Source organism: Victivallis sp. Marseille-Q1083, assembly GCF_903645315.1.
In the GTDB taxonomy this organism is placed as follows: Bacteria; Verrucomicrobiota; Lentisphaeria; order Victivallales; family Victivallaceae; genus UMGS1518.
The window spans coordinates 3831387-3847127 of sequence record NZ_CAHJXL010000001.1 but is presented as its reverse complement, the minus strand read 5'-3'; the positions used below and the strand labels follow the sequence as shown (position 1 = coordinate 3847127).

16 protein-coding genes are annotated in these 15741 nt (G+C 53.5%); 5 read left to right on the top strand and 11 right to left on the bottom strand.

What is annotated here, in order from left to right; genetic code table 11:
- Nucleotides 1–49: 49 nt before the first annotated feature.
- The gene (locus HWX74_RS15975; protein ID WP_176014490.1) at nt 50–778 is read left to right on the top strand and encodes a DUF1573 domain-containing protein; all 729 of its coding nucleotides are present in this window, start codon (nt 50–52) and stop codon (nt 776–778) included.
- Between the two features lie 4 nt (nt 779–782).
- Here HWX74_RS15975 and HWX74_RS15970 read toward each other — a convergent pair whose 3' ends face one another.
- Genes HWX74_RS15970 through HWX74_RS15920 form a run of 11 tightly spaced genes read right to left on the bottom strand, consistent with a single transcriptional unit; the run spans nt 783 to nt 10836 of the window.
- A complete protein-coding gene (locus tag HWX74_RS15970; protein WP_176014489.1) occupies nt 783–1754 on the bottom strand; it encodes a hypothetical protein in 972 nt (323 codons plus the stop codon).
- Nucleotides 1741–2421 carry a type II secretion system protein GspJ gene (locus HWX74_RS15965; RefSeq protein ID WP_176014488.1) on the bottom strand — a complete coding sequence of 227 codons (681 nt, stop codon included), beginning with the start codon at nt 2419–2421 and terminating at the stop codon, nt 1741–1743. The genes HWX74_RS15970 and HWX74_RS15965 overlap by 14 nt, the downstream gene beginning before the upstream one ends.
- The gene (locus HWX74_RS15960) at nt 2408–2803 is read right to left on the bottom strand and encodes a prepilin-type N-terminal cleavage/methylation domain-containing protein (protein ID WP_176014487.1); all 396 of its coding nucleotides are present in this window, start codon (nt 2801–2803) and stop codon (nt 2408–2410) included. Before HWX74_RS15960 ends, HWX74_RS15965 begins: the two co-directional genes overlap by 14 nt.
- A complete protein-coding gene (locus tag HWX74_RS15955; protein WP_176014486.1) occupies nt 2800–3243 on the bottom strand; it encodes a GspH/FimT family protein in 444 nt (147 codons plus the stop codon). The genes HWX74_RS15960 and HWX74_RS15955 overlap by 4 nt, the downstream gene beginning before the upstream one ends.
- The gene (gene gspG, locus HWX74_RS15950; protein WP_176014485.1) at nt 3240–3674 is read right to left on the bottom strand and encodes a type II secretion system major pseudopilin GspG; all 435 of its coding nucleotides are present in this window, start codon (nt 3672–3674) and stop codon (nt 3240–3242) included. Before gspG ends, HWX74_RS15955 begins: the two co-directional genes overlap by 4 nt.
- Before the next feature lie 11 nt (nt 3675–3685).
- Complete coding sequence (locus tag HWX74_RS15945) at nt 3686–4888, bottom strand: type II secretion system F family protein (RefSeq protein ID WP_176014484.1); 1203 nt, start codon at nt 4886–4888, stop codon at nt 3686–3688.
- Nucleotides 4888–6516, bottom strand: a complete 1629-nt coding sequence (locus HWX74_RS15940) for a GspE/PulE family protein (RefSeq protein ID WP_176014483.1) — start codon at nt 6514–6516, stop codon at nt 4888–4890. The genes HWX74_RS15945 and HWX74_RS15940 overlap by 1 nt, the downstream gene beginning before the upstream one ends.
- On the bottom strand, nt 6501–8765 hold the full coding sequence (locus HWX74_RS15935; RefSeq protein ID WP_176014482.1) for a secretin N-terminal domain-containing protein: 2265 nt from the start codon (nt 8763–8765) through the stop codon (nt 6501–6503). The genes HWX74_RS15940 and HWX74_RS15935 overlap by 16 nt, the downstream gene beginning before the upstream one ends.
- A 21-nt stretch (nt 8766–8786) precedes the next feature.
- Nucleotides 8787–9278, bottom strand: coding sequence for a hypothetical protein (locus HWX74_RS15930; RefSeq protein WP_176014481.1), 492 nt, complete (start codon nt 9276–9278; stop codon nt 8787–8789).
- A complete protein-coding gene (locus HWX74_RS15925) occupies nt 9275–9853 on the bottom strand; it encodes a hypothetical protein (RefSeq protein ID WP_176014480.1) in 579 nt (192 codons plus the stop codon). The genes HWX74_RS15930 and HWX74_RS15925 overlap by 4 nt, the downstream gene beginning before the upstream one ends.
- A complete protein-coding gene (locus tag HWX74_RS15920) occupies nt 9850–10836 on the bottom strand; it encodes a hypothetical protein (protein ID WP_176014479.1) in 987 nt (328 codons plus the stop codon). The genes HWX74_RS15925 and HWX74_RS15920 overlap by 4 nt, the downstream gene beginning before the upstream one ends.
- 426 nt (nt 10837–11262) lie before the next feature.
- Between HWX74_RS15920 and HWX74_RS15915 the strand changes: the two genes are divergently transcribed.
- The 4 genes from HWX74_RS15915 to HWX74_RS15900 all read left to right on the top strand — a co-directional run bounded on the left by HWX74_RS15915 (nt 11263) and on the right by HWX74_RS15900 (nt 14886).
- Nucleotides 11263–11811 carry a hypothetical protein gene (locus HWX74_RS15915; protein ID WP_176014478.1) on the top strand — a complete coding sequence of 183 codons (549 nt, stop codon included), beginning with the start codon at nt 11263–11265 and terminating at the stop codon, nt 11809–11811.
- Between the two features lie 267 nt (nt 11812–12078).
- Entirely contained in the window at nt 12079–12786 is a 708-nt protein-coding gene (locus HWX74_RS15910; protein WP_176014477.1) for a lamin tail domain-containing protein, read from the top strand.
- Between the two features lie 109 nt (nt 12787–12895).
- Nucleotides 12896–13849, top strand: coding sequence for a lamin tail domain-containing protein (locus HWX74_RS15905; RefSeq protein WP_176014476.1), 954 nt, complete (start codon nt 12896–12898; stop codon nt 13847–13849).
- Entirely contained in the window at nt 13846–14886 is a 1041-nt protein-coding gene (locus HWX74_RS15900) for a lamin tail domain-containing protein (protein WP_176014475.1), read from the top strand. Before HWX74_RS15905 ends, HWX74_RS15900 begins: the two co-directional genes overlap by 4 nt.
- The last annotated feature ends 855 nt before the right edge of the window (nt 14887–15741 follow it).

The following is a 15741-nucleotide window of genomic DNA, read 5'->3' as shown; positions in this document are numbered from 1 at the left end:
ACAGACTAAATCAATTAAACCCAAAGAAAATAACAGGAAGAACCATTCGATGCTCCATTGGCATTTCCCGGTTTTCGCCGTTATGCTGCTGTCGGCGGCCATGTTGCCGGTCACGGCCGAACCGGTGGCGGCAATTGCTTCGGCCAGCCATGATTTCGGCGAATTCCCGGCCAATCTGGAAAAACGGTACGCGTTTACGATCACCAACCAGGGCGATGATGAGTTGCAGTTGGGAAAAATTCGTTCCACCTGCGGCTGCCTGGCCGGCAAACTGTCGAAAACCAGGCTGGCACCCGGCGACAGCGCCGAACTGCCGGTCGTCGTCAAGGCCAATTCCGTTTCCGGTGAATTTTCCAAAGTGCTCTATCTGGAAACCAATGACCCCTCCCAGCGTTTCCTGCGCTTTCTCGTCCGCGGCCAGGCCAGGCCGTTGTTGAACATCACCCCTGCCCCGTTTCATTATGCCGGCCAATTGGAAACCGGCCAGACCTACCGTTATCGCTTTATCCTGACAGCCGTTCAGCCGGAAGTCAAACTGGAACTGCAGTCCCAAATTTATGCCGGCGCCGACGGAAAAGCCGAATTGCGTCCCCTCGCTGCCCGCCGCTTTGAACTATTGCTCAGTGTGACGCCGCAACCGGCGGAAACTTCACTCGACGCGACCGTCACCGTCAAAATCGTCGAACCGGCCGGCTGGCCGCCTCAAGTCATCCAGCTGCGCGCCAACCTCATCGAACCGGCCGCGACAACCGGTTCCAAGGCGGAAACCGGGGAGTGACGTCCTACAGCCAGAGAAATTCATAATAATGCAGTTCATTTTCTTCCAGCCTTGGCCGGACTGTCAGCCACAACCGGCTGCCGGGCAACTCCGGCTCCGAGGCATCGACCAAAATCGTATAAACGCCGGACTCCTGCCGGTTCAAGGCCATGCCCAGCCGGCTGATCATGCCGGGCGGCAATGATTCCGTCAGCGGCTTTTTTTGCCCCCGCCACCCTTCCAGCGCTCTCTTCACCTGCTTGATTTCTTCGTCGTTCAAACCGGCCAGCCGCTGAATTACCGGCAGCGGCGCACTGAATAAATTCGGCCGGCCGTTCAATTCCGCCAAACCGGCCGGTGCAACCGGCCGGAAAACCGTCAGGACGCCATGCTCATCCGCCGCAAACCAGCGCGCAGCACCCGGCAGCCAGAACACTTCCTCCCGATATCGCAACGGAGCGTTGCGCGGTAAAACCGGCAGTTTCCGCTGCCGGTAATGAACGGCTTCCATGCCGCCGTCCCGAACAAAATCGTCCCGGTCGATATAATCCAGCAGAATATTCCGCCACCGGTCAAATTCGCTTTTGTCGATTTTCAGCGCGTCATGCACCGGCAAATTCAGCGGCTGCGAACCGGTCAGAGCATAGCCGCAGACCGCATCGTAAAGCCAGACGGTCAGCTCCTTTCCATAGCAGTCCCATTGCAGCGGCGAACCGTCCGCTGTCAGTTCTTCGGTCGGCTTCGGATTCCGCGACGGGTTCGCCTTCTCCCCCAGCAGCCGGCCGGAACGCAGATTGCTCTCCTGCAACAGCCGGTACAGCAGCCGATTCGCCGCCCCTTCCGCCTGATAGCGGCTGACCGTCAACGACGTGAACGTGGCGATTTCCGCCGAAGTGTATTGCGACAACGCCACGGCGGAAGCCACCAGAACGCCGACCAGCGCCATCAACGCCAGCGTTGTAATCAGGGCCATTCCGCTTTCGTTACAGTGTTTCATCCTGCTTTCCATAGGTTGAATAACGGGAACTGCCGGCCGTCCGGCGCAAATATTGCAATTCCGTACCGTCCGATTCGATGATTTTCATTGAAATCGCCGCCGGGAAACGCGGTGCGTCATTTTCATCCCACCGTCCCCGCCAATCGATTTTCTCCCTCCGGCGGTCGGCGTATTCGAAACGCACCTCCTTCACCGCCTCCAGCAACACCTCTTCCGTCGCTTCTTCCCGACCGGGTTCCGACTCCCAGTAAAGAATCGGCTGCTGCCGGTAACGCGCAACCAACTGTCCGGAGCGACAGAACAATTCAATAAAGCGCAAACCGCTTTCCTCTCCGCCGTTCACCCGATGGCGGTACCCCAGGATAACCCGGTCCGGCTGTCCGTAAAAAATCGACCGGTCCTTGCCGTTGCCGTCCGGCCAGACAAACGGCACCGCATTGGCCAGCACCACATCGGCGATCCGGTCCAGCCGCATTCGCGCTTCCAATTGCCGGCCGCCGGCCGTAATTCGTTCATAACTCTGCTGGACGCCGAACAACACCACCGAAGTCAACGTCCCGATGACGGCGAAGATCATCACCGCCAATACCACTTCCAGCAAGGTGAATTGCCGTTTGATCATACATTTCCGGCTCAAACGGTCGCGAATCAGGCTAATTTTCATCATATACCAGCACGTCCATATTCAACTCTTCCAATGGCGTTCGCTCCCGATCCCACAGTTGGATTTTCAAATGGCGCAGACGCCATCCGCTGCCCTGCCGGCGCATGATGCCGTCGACCTCCGCCTCGCTGCACACGGCGGAAACCCGATATTCATCGCTCAGGAAGCGCTGGTCTACCGTCGCTTCCGGGCCATACAACAGCAGATACTCCGCCGCTTGCGCCAATTCATGCGCCGCTTCCCATTGCTGCCGGTTCGCCTCCAGCCGTTCCGACGCCAACGCCAGCTGCCACAGCAAAGCCCCCAGGCCGCCGCTCAAAATCAGCATCGCCACCACCACTTCCAACAGAGTGAAACCACGAATTTTCAGGCTGAACCACTTCACGGCATTTCACTTTCCTGAACGCTTCCGGTCAGCGGCGACACCAGCAATTGCCGTCGTTCATCCTCCCAGCCGACCGTCAAAGTCAATTCGCCAGCCCGGCCGTCCGGGTAAAAAGTGACCATTGTCGTCTTTTCGGTCAATTCCTGATTTTCCCGCCGACGGCAGGTTACCCCTTCCGGCCATTCGAAGCTCTTCCGGCCATTGCTCCAGCCACGCGTGGCGGGATCGTAAACGACGGCAATCGCTTCCCGGCGGCCGACCGCCTCCCGGCGGGTCTCGGCCATCAAGCTCCGCAACTTGTTCACTTCGCCGGCCAGGCTGATTCCCAGCGGCACGCCGCCGACTTTAACGATGACGATGCTCAGGAGGATCAGCAGCAACACGACAATGCTGACCATCTCCATCAGCGTGTAGCCAGTTTGCCGGCCGCTTCGTTTCACTGTTCTTTTTCCGTCCAATTGCCGATATCGGCATCCTCGCCGGAGCCGCCCGGCTGTCCGTCGGCACCATAGCTGATGAGGTCGAATTCACCATGGTCGCCCGGTTTTTTGTAGACATATTCATTGCCCCAGGGGTCGGGCGGAATGGCTCCGCCCTTCAGGTAGGGCCCTTTCCATTTCTTATGATTGCCGAGGTTGGTGATCAAATTCTCCAATCCGCGGCTCTGGTCCGGCAGTTTGCCGGTATCCAGTCTGAAATTGAAAATCGCCTGCTCGATCAACCCGATCTGCAATTTGGCGGCGCTGACCTGTGATTTTTTCACATATTCGAAATACAGCGGCGTCGCCACCGCCGCCAGTGTGGCGATAATGACGATCACCACCACCATTTCAATCATCGTGAACCACTTTTTTCTGTTCGATTTCATCATTGTATTCCCTTTTATTTGATGACGTTCATCTCCATAATTGCCAAGAAAATGGCCAGCACCACCAGCAGGACGATAAAGGCCAGAAACAAGATCACCATCGGTTCGAGCAAAGCCAACAGGCGTTTGACTTTGACCCGGGTTTCGTCTTCCCGTTCTTCGGCCACCCGCTGCAACATATCGCCCAGTTCGCCGGATTCCTCGGCGATTTTCAGCATGGCCAGGCTGCTCCGATCCATGAACGAACTCACCGCCAGGGCGCCCGACAACCGGCTGCCGCCGCGCAGTTCCTGTTCGACCGCGGTAAAACTGCCGGCAATTTCACCGTTGCCGATTACCCGTCCAGCAATCCGCACCGCCGTCAAAATGTGCACATGATTGCGGGTCATGATCGACAAGGTCCGGACGAAACGGCCGATTTCCACCGACCGGAGGATCGGCCCGATCAGCGGCAGTTTCAACGCCACCCGGTCATGAACCCCTTTCAAACGCCCATTGCGGCGCGACGCCCGGAACCAGTAAATCAAGCCGATCACCAGCAACGGCCACAGCCACCAGACCGCCTGAATGGCATTGCCGATTTCCAGCATCATTTTCGTCAGCAGCGGCATCTCTTTGCCGAGATCTTCGAAGATTTTGGCAAAACGCGGAATAAAAACGGTAAACAGTAAAATAACCACCAGAAAAGTGACCGAAACGACGATGACCGGGTAAATGGAACTGGTGATGATAAAATCGCGAAATTCTTTGCTGTCTTTCAGGAAACGGCGCAGCTCCCTCACCACTTCCGGCAAACAACCGGATTCCTCGCCGCTTTCAAGCAGACTGCCGTAAAGCGGCGGAAAATGGCGCGGCATCTCCCGGACCAGCGCGGAAAAACTCCGGCCTTCGTGCAAGCCTTTGCGCAACTGCCGGATGACCTTCAAATCCGCTTCATTCAATGCCCCCTCCTCCAGGACGGCAAACGCCTTCTCCAGCGGAATGTTGGCCGCCAGCAGCGGTGCCAGCCGATTGGTGAACGCATAGACATTGAAACGGCAGCGTCTCATCTTCCAGATTGCGCCGCCGTCGCCCTCCTCTTCCAGAGCCAATTGTCTCACCGGCCTGGCGCCGAGCCGCCGCAATTTGCGCCGCGCCTCCGCCTCGCTGCCGGCTTCCACCCGCATCTCCGTTTCGCCGCCATCGCCTTTTAAAACCAGATACCGGAACTGCTGCATCAACCGCCGCCCTCCCTGACACTGGAAGCAATCCGCAAAATTTCCGCTTCGGTCGTGATACCGGCCGCCACCTTGTCCCGTCCGTCGTCCAGCAGCGGAATCATGCCATGACACACGGCAATCTCGTTAAGCCGGCTTCCCGGCTCCTTACGCCCCAACGCCGCCCGGATTTCCTCATCGAGGATCAACAATTCATAAATGCCGCTGCGGCCGCGATAACCGGAACCGCCGCAATTCCGGCAGCGCCCGTCCTGACTGCCGCTATGGCCGGAGGCCTGGCAGACGGTACACACTTTCCGCACCAATCGCTGTGACAGCACCCCGCACAGGGCGGACGAAATCAGAAACGGCTCGATGCCCATGTCGACCAGCCGGGTCAACGCGCCTACCGCGTCGTTGGTATGCAGAGTACTCAAAACCAGATGACCAGTCAGCGCCGCGTTGATCGCAATTTCCGCCGTTTCGCGGTCCCGGATCTCGCCGACCAGAATCACATCGGGGTCCTGCCGGACAATATGCCGCAGCCCGGCAGCGAAAGTCACCCCGATTTTCGGATTGACCTGCATCTGGCTCAGGCCGGCCAGTTGATACTCCACCGGATCTTCAATGGTAATGATTTTTCGTTTCCGGTCATTCAACTGCTGCATCACACTGTAAAGCGTCGTCGTCTTGCCGGAACCGGTCGGGCCGACCACCAGGATAATACCGTGCGGCAATTGGATCAACCGCCCGAACCGATTCAGCAGCGCCTGATTCATCCCCAATTCCCGCAAATCGAAACGCATTGCGTCGTTGCGCAGCAACCGCATGACGATACTTTCGCCATGCATCACCGGAATCGTGCTGATCCGGATATCGATATCGAACCGTCCGATCTGGAACTTTGTCCGACCGTCCTGCGGCAGCCGGCTTTCGGCAATATTCAAGCCGCCGATCAGCTTGATCCGGGAAGCGATCGCCGGGTAGTCGTTCACCGGCAACGACAGATATTCGCGCAGAATGCCATCAACCCGGAAGCGGATCACCAGAGACTCCTCTTCCGGTTCGATATGGATATCGCTGGCCGACTGCTCCAGCGCCTGGCTGAGCATCTCGTTGACCAGCCGCACGATTCTCGCTTCGCCGGCCAACTGCCGCAGCATACTTTCACTTTCACCGTCCTGCGGCGCACTCTCCGTCTCGTCCCAGTAAACTTTGGTAATCCAGCGCTCCAACAGCGTCCGCCGAACCAGTTGAAAAACCACCTCCCGATGAAAAAACTGTTCGAAAACATAACGGTGCTGATCCAGCAAATAAGGGTCGGCCGCCCAGATTTCCAAGACATTTTCATCCCAGCGGCCCGGCAGAATGGTATAGGAACTCAAATACTCTTCGTTCACGTCCGCCAGCTTTTCCGGCAAAACCAACTCATCCTCGTCCGGCGCCTCTACCTGCAATTCCCGGCAGTAAATCGCCAGCAAATCATTTTCGCTGAGCAACCCGCGTTCGGTCAGCATCCGGTCGGCTTCGGCCGGCGGCAGAAGATTCCGGCGCAGTTTTTCATATTCGTCACCGCACCGTTCGGCCAGAATTTTTTCCAGCCTTGAACGATATGCGGCACATTGCTCCGGGGTTATTCGAAAAACCATTGGTCCACATTCCCGCTGTGCTTGGCCGCCTTCGCGGCGTTGCCCGAGTCGGCGGCCTGTTCAAATTCCACCAGCCGGTCGACCGATTCCTTATAGCGTTTCAACAAATCATCCAGTTTCGTTTCGGCGGAAACGATATGCCCGGAAATCAGGATCAGCATTTCGGTGCGCTGGGTGGAAACATCGGTATCGCCGACCAGGCGCCGCAGGAACGGAATCGACCCGATGATCGGCACCGTGTCGAGGTTATCGGTGGTTTTCTCCCGGATGATGCCGCCGCAGATGATCGTCTGGCCGTCCTTGATGTTCATGACCGTTTTCAACACCCGTTCCTGGATTTCCGGGGAATCGATTTTGGAAGTCTTGTTCTCCTGCGCTTCGGAAACGGTCTGGTCCATCTTGATGGTAATTCGGCCGCCGCGGGTCACTTTCGGCATGATTTTCAAAATGATCCCAGTATCCTGATACTGGATATTGCGCACCAGGTTGGTCGATGCGTCGTCCGGATTGGGCACCACCGATTGGGTGTTGGTGATTTCCGAGTTGACGATCGGCACCTTGTTGCCGACCGAAATCTCCGCTTCGTTATGGCTGAGGATCAGCACCTGGGGACTGGAGATGACCTTGACATTGGTCTGCCCGGCCAGCGCATTGATATAGCCGTATTTTTCGTCCGGATTGTCCGGGTTGAAAATCCAGTATTTGGCGCCGTACTGGGAATCCTGCCCGGTGCCGGGCGCCAGATTCTTAAAATTGGTGCCGCCGAGGTTTTCAACGCTGCCGTTACCGCCCTGCATCATGAATTCCACGCCGAATTTCACCGAATCGTTCAAATTCACTTCGATGACCAGCACCTGCAGCAACACCTGCGCCGGAATCGTATCGAGCCGGTCGAGCAGCGCCTTGAGCATCGCATAAGTGCGCGGGGTAGTCCGGATCAGCAGCCGGTTGTGAATCGCATCGCCGAACACCTTCACCGGCACTTCGAACACACTGCCGGGTCCGTCGATTTTCTTGTCGGTACTCTTCGCTTCGCTTTCGCTGGAAATTGTCTCCGTCGACGCGGCGGCCGCCGCCGTATCTTTGCCGGCACTTTCCATCGTCATCGTCGTGCCTTCCACCGGAAACATCACCGACAGCGCCTTGACCAGCTCACCGGCTTCGCCGTTCTGAATGTTATAGATAAAAAGCCGCTCCTGTTCGCCGACTTCCGTTTGGTCCAGAATATTCATCCAAGTACCCAATTCCAGCAAGGCGTCCTGGCTGGCGGCGGCGGCCACGATAATTTGCAGACGGTCCAGACTGATCAACTGAATGGCTTCCGGAGCCGGATTTTCCTTATCCGTCACCACCGGAAAACCCAGGACCGGTAGAATTTCACTGAGTTCCGCCACCAGCCGACTGGCGGCTACCCGCCGACAGGGCAACACCATCTTGCACCACTCTTTGCGGACCGGCTGGTCCAATTCGGCGATCAGCACCCGCACTTTCGCCAAAACTTCCCGTGAATCCGGCACCAGCAATAAATTGGACTTTTCCAGTTCCAGCGGCGTCACTTCCTTGCTCAAAAACGGCTTGATCTGCGCAGCCAGATCCTTGACCGGAATATTCTTCAGCCGAAAGATTCCCAATTCCACCGGAGCGCCGGACGCGGTGGTGGCCACCTGCCCCAGCGCCGCCGCCGGCCGGATCTTCACCAACTGTCCGTCATACTCGGCAAATGCACCCGATAGATTCAGAATCTGGTTGAAAATCTGCCACAACTCTTTCCGGCTCAAGGGTTGGTTCAAATTGATCGTCACCGTTCCCGTGACGGCCGGATCCAACAGGTAGTTCAACTCCAACAGTTCGGCAAAAACCGGCACGACATCGGCCAGCGCCGCCGCATTGAAATTGAATTCGGCCTCCACCGGCGTCGGATCATCAAACTCCAATTGCGGCACCGGCGGCAATGTTTTATTTTCCAGTTCCGGCGGCAGCCGGAGAACCGGCGGATAAATCGGATCTCCTGCCACGATATGCGGATTGTCGCGAGTCACCATCTCCGGCATCGGCAGCATTTCCTGCACCAGGTTCTCCCGCGGCTCGTCCGGCTTGCCTTTCATCGTTTCAAACCACTGATTGCGCTGCTCTTCCGACGTCTGAGCCGATGCCTCTTCACTCGCCGGCTCCGTTTCCGAAGAAACACAGCCGGCCAGAATCAGGCAGCAGGCCGCCATACGACAATATTTCAGACAATTATCCAACATTCCCCCCCGCGCTCCTTTTCATCAAGGCTGCTTTTCCTTCAACGGCAAAATCAGGCGTTCCCCGTTCCGTTCCAAAATGGCCTGACGATCCGTCAGTTCCAACAACGTATAATCCCCGACTTGATCGCCGAGGTAAAATACCGTCGGCGGCTTCTGTTTGGCATCCGGTGCGCCGGAGACACCGGTAATGATCGCTCCGGCCTGCGAACCATAACCGAAGATGCCGGTCAATTTCAGCACCTGGGTCGGCAGCACCGCCGGAGCACCGGCCGCCGCCGTTTCCGCCGGCGGCGCTTTGCCCCGCAAAGGATGAAAAATATTGCCGGCGGCAAACATTTCCGGCGATACCGCCGCCACCATTTCCTCGTCGCCGGCGGCAATCACCGTTCCGACCGGCAATTCGCTGCTCGTTTCGATCGAGGCGCGGCGGGACAGCAATACCGCCGCCGTCAGCAAGACCAGCGAGACGCTCGCCAGCAGCAACCAAAAAGCTTTCAACCGGCGTTGGTTCATGGTTCCTTCCCTTCCTCCGATGCCCCGGGAATCCAGTTCAACATGGCGACCGTCGCAGTGACGGTCAAAAGGTCCGACTCCAACTGTCCGGCCGGCTTGATCGTGCTGCTGCGCCAATAAAGACGCGGAGCCGAGCGGTAAAAATCCTCCAATAGCCCGATCAACTCCATGCTTGTGCCTTCGGCCGTGAAATCCAATTCATACAGCGCCACCTGGTCATTCAGCACCTGACAACGCACATCCCCCATCGAGCGAACCCGCAAGTTATTCCGGCCAAAACTCTTTTCCGCCCGTTCACGCAATGAAGCCGCCGCCACCGCGCCATCCGCCGCCAGCGCCATCCCCCGGTATGACCGCATCGGCGCCAACTCATCCGCCAATTGCTGGGAGGCTTCCACCGTTCGGGACAAGCGGTCCTGAAGATTACGGATGCGGGTTTCCTGAGCAGCTAGGATTCCGGAAGTGAACGGCAATGGAGCGCCGACGGCAGTCACACCCCAGATGCCCAGGCTCAGAAACAACACGCCGATTCCCGCTTGCATCAACAGCAACGGCATCTTGTATTTTTCCTTCATGGCCGCCGGCTCCATAATTTCACATAATAAAACATCTGCTGGTCGCCGCCGCTGCTTTTGCGCACATTGATCAGATCGCAATTCGGCAACGCTTCCAGCTTCTTATACAAAGCAGGATCATCCTGGGCGGAAACAATGACCAGATCAAAAGCCCCATCGCTCTGGCTGACGCTCGACACCCACATCGTTTCCGGCAATACGTCTTTCCAGTCATTCAGCACCGGAGCCATAACCGCCAGACCGATTTTACTCTCTTTCAATGTCTGCAGCAACTCATGCTCTGCCGACAATTCTCCGAATTGGCGCTGGGCTGCGGTCAGTTCGCGTTTCAAATTTTGTTCCAATTGATCCAGCACCTGGCGCTTCTGTCGAAAATCCTGATATTTGCCCCCCAGGAAAATGAAGGCCAAACCGAGCAAACAAAGCGACAGCAGCCAGTAAATCCTCTGGCTGCGGCGGTAACGGACCGGCTTCAAATCCAGCGGAATCACTTCGGCGGCCCACGACAACTGACGCCGGTCAAAATCCTCTTTGAGATATTGCAGCAACGCTTCGACGGGCTCTTGCGCTTCAGCAGCGATTACCTGGGTCGGAATCAAACAATCACAACGCCAATTCTGCTCCCGCAACGCCGCATATGCATTTTCCAACACCCGTTTGCCGACTGCAAACAACCGGAAATGCCGGCCATCACCTTTGAAACTCCGATATCCCCACTCCACCCGGTCCAGCGCGACCGGCAAACGAGCCTCCAATTCAAACTGCAGGGCCTGTCGCAAATTGCTTCCCTTCAATATCCCGGGCAGCACCACTTCAAACACCACGCATTCCGGAAATTTGCCGGTAACGAAAATCCAATCGGCTAAAACATCGTCTTTGAATGGTTCCGGCTCCGCCCCCAATTGCAGCATGCGGCGCCCGGCCACGCCGAAGCGACGATTCAGATGTCCGTCCGCATCGATTTCGATAATCTCAAAATTCATTTAGAATTTCCCAAGATGCACTCCCTGCCCCATTGTTTCCCCGGCTGCGAAGTCCATCCGCCCCGCATTTCCCGGCAGTCCCCATCCTTTTCCCACCCGGTCAACCCCCGTTCGAATTTACCCATATCCCAGCTCTGTCTATGATACGATAACACGCTTTTGTGCCTTTACAAATTTCTTAAGGCAGTAATTTTCACTCTCAAAAATCGACGAAAACAGTTTTCAAAATTGATCTATCAAGCCAAGATGATCGTCACGATATTTTTTAGGGTCAATCCGGCAACGACTTCTATTTTTCCATTGAACTCATCCGATTATACTTATAAAAACCAGATCATTCATTTGACTTCTTTTTCACGGCAGCTATTTTAAGAAAAACAGGGGGCATTCGACATGGAAACATTAGACTGATCGAAGGAGATTCTCATGACCGCCATTCCCAAGACACAACTGAGCATACGGCTGTTTCTCCAACTCTGGTGGAGCTTCTTCTGGAAATTCGGTGTCACTCTGACGTTTTTATTGCTGGGCAACGGCTTATTGGTCAATTGGCTCCAGCGTACCGGACTGCCGTACCTGCCGCTGCTGGCGGTCCTGTTTTTATTATGCATGACCGCAATGATGCTCTCTTCTTTTTTAGGGTGTCATTTCCTGTTCGGTTATCCATGCGGAACAATCGGTTTGCTGCAACCGACATCCTGTTCGGCTCTTCTGGGTATCCGAGTCAAAATCTGGTTGGCTTTTTTCTGGCGTTATTTGTTGTTTTTGTTATTTTTCGCCATTTTGTTCTGCATCTCATGGGTTTACCTTGTCCAATGGAGCGGCGGCAATGTTCCTCTCGCATTGAATTATACTCGTTATCTGGCCTTATTCGCCAATCTGCCGGCCACCATGCTGGCTCTCGCCCTCCTATTGTCTCCCAAACGAAAGCTGCTGCATATCCATCCGTTTCCACTCCCGGAAACGCAAGGTTAAAAATGCTGTAATGCCGACCTCGAAGCAAGCAATCCGTCGCTTATGCAAAAATCGGATACGGATGATTATGGATACCGCGAGGTGAGTTTTTATATGATGAAAGTCGCACTTCTTACATAAATGAAATATCATATCCGGCTTATAATGATGTTTTGAAAATTCGAGACCGAGAGAAATTTATAAATGGCAGTTGGACTATCGCCCCCGGGAGTGTCCGTATAACCGATCGGCAGGAAGTAGAAGACTTATCGGAGAAAGAGTGAAGTCATGAAGTGGACTTATGGTATTTTATTGATGTTTGCCGTTTGCTGGTTGTCTGGTGCGGAAACCCGTTTCAGAGAACTGTCGATCGCTCCGTTTGTCAAAGGAGAAACCGCAAAAGTAGAATTTCAGAACCTCAGCCAAACGGAGCAGGCTCTTTCCGGCTGGAGTCTTTGGGATGGCCGCGGTCACTCCCTGGTCATTCCGGACGGGGTTATGCTGGCGGGCGGCGAAGTGCTGTCCCTGGAGCTGCCGTCCGGGATGCTGTCCGATCGTTTTCTGGAGGAGTGCGCCCTGTATTCCGCCGCCGGGCGTTCTTCGGCAATATTGGAGGATTATGTCCAGTGGGGACATCGCATTTATCAGAAAGGGCGCAAACGGACTCTGAATAAGAATCTGATTGTTCTGCGTCAGTTTGACGAATCTGCAGGCGCCTGGCGAGTCTCTATCTTTGTCTTCGGTTTATTGAAGCCGGCCGGCGAATTTCAATATCAGCTCAGTAAAGCTCGGGATTTTTCTGCTTGGGAGGTAGAAAAAATTACTCAAAAGAGGCTTTGGTATCCCGAGGTGCCGAATGGGAAATACTATTACCGGGTGCGTGAAATTTCACCCGGCCGAGAAGGCCGCTGGAGCGATCCGCAACCCTTCAGGGTCAATCTGCTGACTCCTTGCCAAAAGCCGTCCCGGAATAATTTTCAGCCTTTCAAATACTAAAAAAACCAGACTTCTGTGAAATATAATATATAAAAAACAATCGATAATTCATTGTCTTAGCCGTTCGGGAAATTCCCGGGCGGCAGCTCATGCCGGGAAAGGGAGAAATATGGTAATAAAACAGCCGTTCTTCGTAAAATTGCTGACCGCCATTTGGTTGCCGGCGATTTTTTATGCCTCAGCGGGTGATATTCATCTGAGTGAAGTTGTCTTCTTCCCGCGAGGAGAACGTCCGGTGATGATTGAATTGGAAAATACTTCTTCCGCCCCTGTTGATCTGGCCGGTTATCTTCTGGTAGATCAAAACGACTTCATCTACGAATTTCCGGCATCGTCAGTGATAGCCGGGAACGGGCTGGCTGTAGTGGTTTTCGGCTTTCCGGAAGAAGAAAAAGGTAATGATACGGTCTTGTGGCTTTATTGTACCCAGGAAGGTTATGAGAAGGCGTTTCGAAATTGGACGGAACAAAGTTGTCGGTTATATTCGCCTTCGAGTACCGACCGGCAGCTGGGGGAGTTGATCGATAAGGTCTGTTGGATTGCCAAAAATAGCGATACCCCAGAGCCTTATTGTTTCAATATGCTCTTTCATGGATACTTTGTCGGCGGTAATCTGGCGCGTTATCGTAACCGGAAAACTGGGGAATATTCAAATTGGTATATGACTTCGGAAGATGACCAGAGTATCGGGGAGACTAATCCAATTCCCCGTCCTCTATCTGTTAATTCTTTTAAAGGACAAAGTGTTTTAGTTTCACCATCAGAATTAGATCATGTGAGAATTACGATTCCTCTGAGGTGGAAATATGGTGCATTTAAATTGAAAGATGATGGTTTCTTCCGTTTACAAGTGGCAGAGGATCCATTATTTAAAAAAATAATGAAAGAGGAAAAAGTTAATATTCCCGAATATATTTTTAAAACTGCTCCGGTTTGCTTCTACTGGCGGGTGCGATATGAAAATGCGTCCGGCGTAAGCGAGTGGTCGAAAGCTGATTACTGGAATACTTCCGTATATTTGACGGATCATCCTGATTATGTTGGCTATGAGGTGGAAAAATGAAGATAACGATTGGATTGTTGACTGTCCTTTGTTGCGCATGCTGTTTATTGGGAGAAGGTGTGCGTTTGAGTGAGATTACGTTGAAGCCGACTCTCGATGCCGGTCCGATGATGGTTGAGCTGCAGAATACCGCCAAAAGTGAGGTCGATATCAGCGGCTGGACGTTGTGGGATAGTGAGGAGCATTGTTACGAATTTCCTCCGGAAACCGTATTGTTGCCGGGAGAAACAGCTGTCGTTGTATTTGGAGAGCTCGAACAAAATATTTTGTCTCCGGAAAGTACAGGTAAGGTTCTGGTGTGTGACGCCCCCTGGGCTGCGGAAGCATTTCAAGATGACTGTCTGGAAGAATGTGCGTTGTATTCCAGTCGGGACCGTATGGGTGAATATCTGGAAGATTATATTCAGTGGGGGCATCGTGCATATTTAATGGATAAAGTTATTTCAGTAAGCAAACATCAGGCTTTGGAGAATGGAATATTCGAAGATGATGTAATGATAAGAGAAGCTGTTGCAAGCAATAAGCTGAAAGAGGCAAAACAGAATTTTCTTCGTCAGAAACATTTAGTTCAAACAATATTTTCTGATGGAAATGTACCCGGTAGAAGTATTGGTATTATTCTAAATCGAAAATTGAAGTATGATCATGATTTTCGTTCACTTTCCCAGCCGCTTTTATCTTGGTTTGTCTATCTGCCGGAGGAAACTTCATTGGGGCGGGAGAATCCATTGGTTGTTCCGCGGTTACGGGAGTTAATGAAGGAAGTTCGAATTTTTTTGAATTGGCAAAAAGAGAGCAAATTTTTTGCCTTGTTCAACTGGGATGGTCATATAACAGAAGATGGCAATTACTATGTTCAAATTTCTTCTAGTGCGGATTTTCATGAGTTATTACACGAATATCGAGGACAGGAACGTCAGTTTCGCTTGGAATTACCTCCCGGTGATTATTATTGGCGGATTCGTACGGAGAGCGGGGAAGAAGTCGGCAAGTGGTCGGAGGTATTTGATTTGTACATTCGTGATGTCAGTAAATAATAGCTAATAGCGTCAAGAAAAACTCAACAAAATTGGTGTATCAGAACAACAAATTCATCGGGATCCGGACGCGATGAAGCCGGGGAAACGTCTCTACTGGTTGTGCGGAGCATTGGCGCTGGTGTCGTTGCTGGGCTGGTGGGTGCATTTCGGTATTTGAATATGGCATGATCAGCGAACACAGGTCTCCTGTATTCGGGCAGAGGACGGCATAAACATAGCTGTATTGACGAATCCGTTGTGAAGGTAATTGAGGGCGGATTTTTTGCGGCGCCAGCAGGGAACCGGATTGGACATGCGTCCGAAGATTCCTTCATCCTAGAAATAGACTTCCAGTGATTCGTCGGATGTGAGATTCTGTTCTTTTCTGGCAAATTCGAGTAGTTTTTTTAAAAGCCAAGAATATTACCAATACTCGCATCTCCTTTTCCTCGTATAAGATCTATGCCGATGTTGCACAATCAAGCATGGTCAAATATTATGATATAATACTATACCATCGGGATGAAACTCAATCAAGATCAATGCGAAAAGCTGGCTCAGGCTGAAGTTGATTTTGTTCCAACGCGGCAACACACAATCCTTCACCCACCCAACCGCAGCAAGCCTCCGGGTTGCTGTCCTGTTATTGCCGAACCGCAACCCGGAGACCGGAAACTTTCATTATTTCCATTTTCTGCCTGGCATGGTTCGGAACGATTTTCGCCGGAATCAGCAGCGGCGCAGGGGATGAGCACCGCCTCGGCTCCTTGCTCGGCATATCGATTTAAAGCAGATTCACTGCTGCGCATTTGACAAACACGCGGTTTTGAACTAAGGTAATAACCAAGAAGAGATCAAGTTGCGTTTATCCAC

Excerpts from the sequence above, each read along its gene's own strand:
- HWX74_RS15975 (WP_176014490.1), top strand. The coding sequence starts at position 50 with ATGCTCCATTGGCATTTCCCGGTTTTCGCCGTTATGCTGCTGTCGGCG.
- HWX74_RS15970 (WP_176014489.1), bottom strand. The coding sequence starts at position 1,754 with ATGAAACACTGTAACGAAAGCGGAATGGCCCTGATTACAACGCTGGCG.
- HWX74_RS15965 (WP_176014488.1), bottom strand. The coding sequence starts at position 2,421 with ATGATGAAAATTAGCCTGATTCGCGACCGTTTGAGCCGGAAATGTATG.
- gspG (WP_176014485.1), bottom strand. The coding sequence starts at position 3,674 with ATGATGAAATCGAACAGAAAAAAGTGGTTCACGATGATTGAAATGGTG.
- HWX74_RS15945 (WP_176014484.1), bottom strand. The coding sequence starts at position 4,888 with ATGCAGCAGTTCCGGTATCTGGTTTTAAAAGGCGATGGCGGCGAAACG.
- HWX74_RS15940 (WP_176014483.1), bottom strand. The coding sequence starts at position 6,516 with ATGGTTTTTCGAATAACCCCGGAGCAATGTGCCGCATATCGTTCAAGG.
- HWX74_RS15935 (WP_176014482.1), bottom strand. The coding sequence starts at position 8,765 with ATGTTGGATAATTGTCTGAAATATTGTCGTATGGCGGCCTGCTGCCTG.
- HWX74_RS15930 (WP_176014481.1), bottom strand. The coding sequence starts at position 9,278 with ATGAACCAACGCCGGTTGAAAGCTTTTTGGTTGCTGCTGGCGAGCGTC.
- HWX74_RS15925 (WP_176014480.1), bottom strand. The coding sequence starts at position 9,853 with ATGAAGGAAAAATACAAGATGCCGTTGCTGTTGATGCAAGCGGGAATC.
- HWX74_RS15920 (WP_176014479.1), bottom strand. The coding sequence starts at position 10,836 with ATGAATTTTGAGATTATCGAAATCGATGCGGACGGACATCTGAATCGT.
- HWX74_RS15915 (WP_176014478.1), top strand. The coding sequence starts at position 11,263 with ATGACCGCCATTCCCAAGACACAACTGAGCATACGGCTGTTTCTCCAA.
- HWX74_RS15910 (WP_176014477.1), top strand. The coding sequence starts at position 12,079 with ATGAAGTGGACTTATGGTATTTTATTGATGTTTGCCGTTTGCTGGTTG.
- HWX74_RS15905 (WP_176014476.1), top strand. The coding sequence starts at position 12,896 with ATGGTAATAAAACAGCCGTTCTTCGTAAAATTGCTGACCGCCATTTGG.
- HWX74_RS15900 (WP_176014475.1), top strand. The coding sequence starts at position 13,846 with ATGAAGATAACGATTGGATTGTTGACTGTCCTTTGTTGCGCATGCTGT.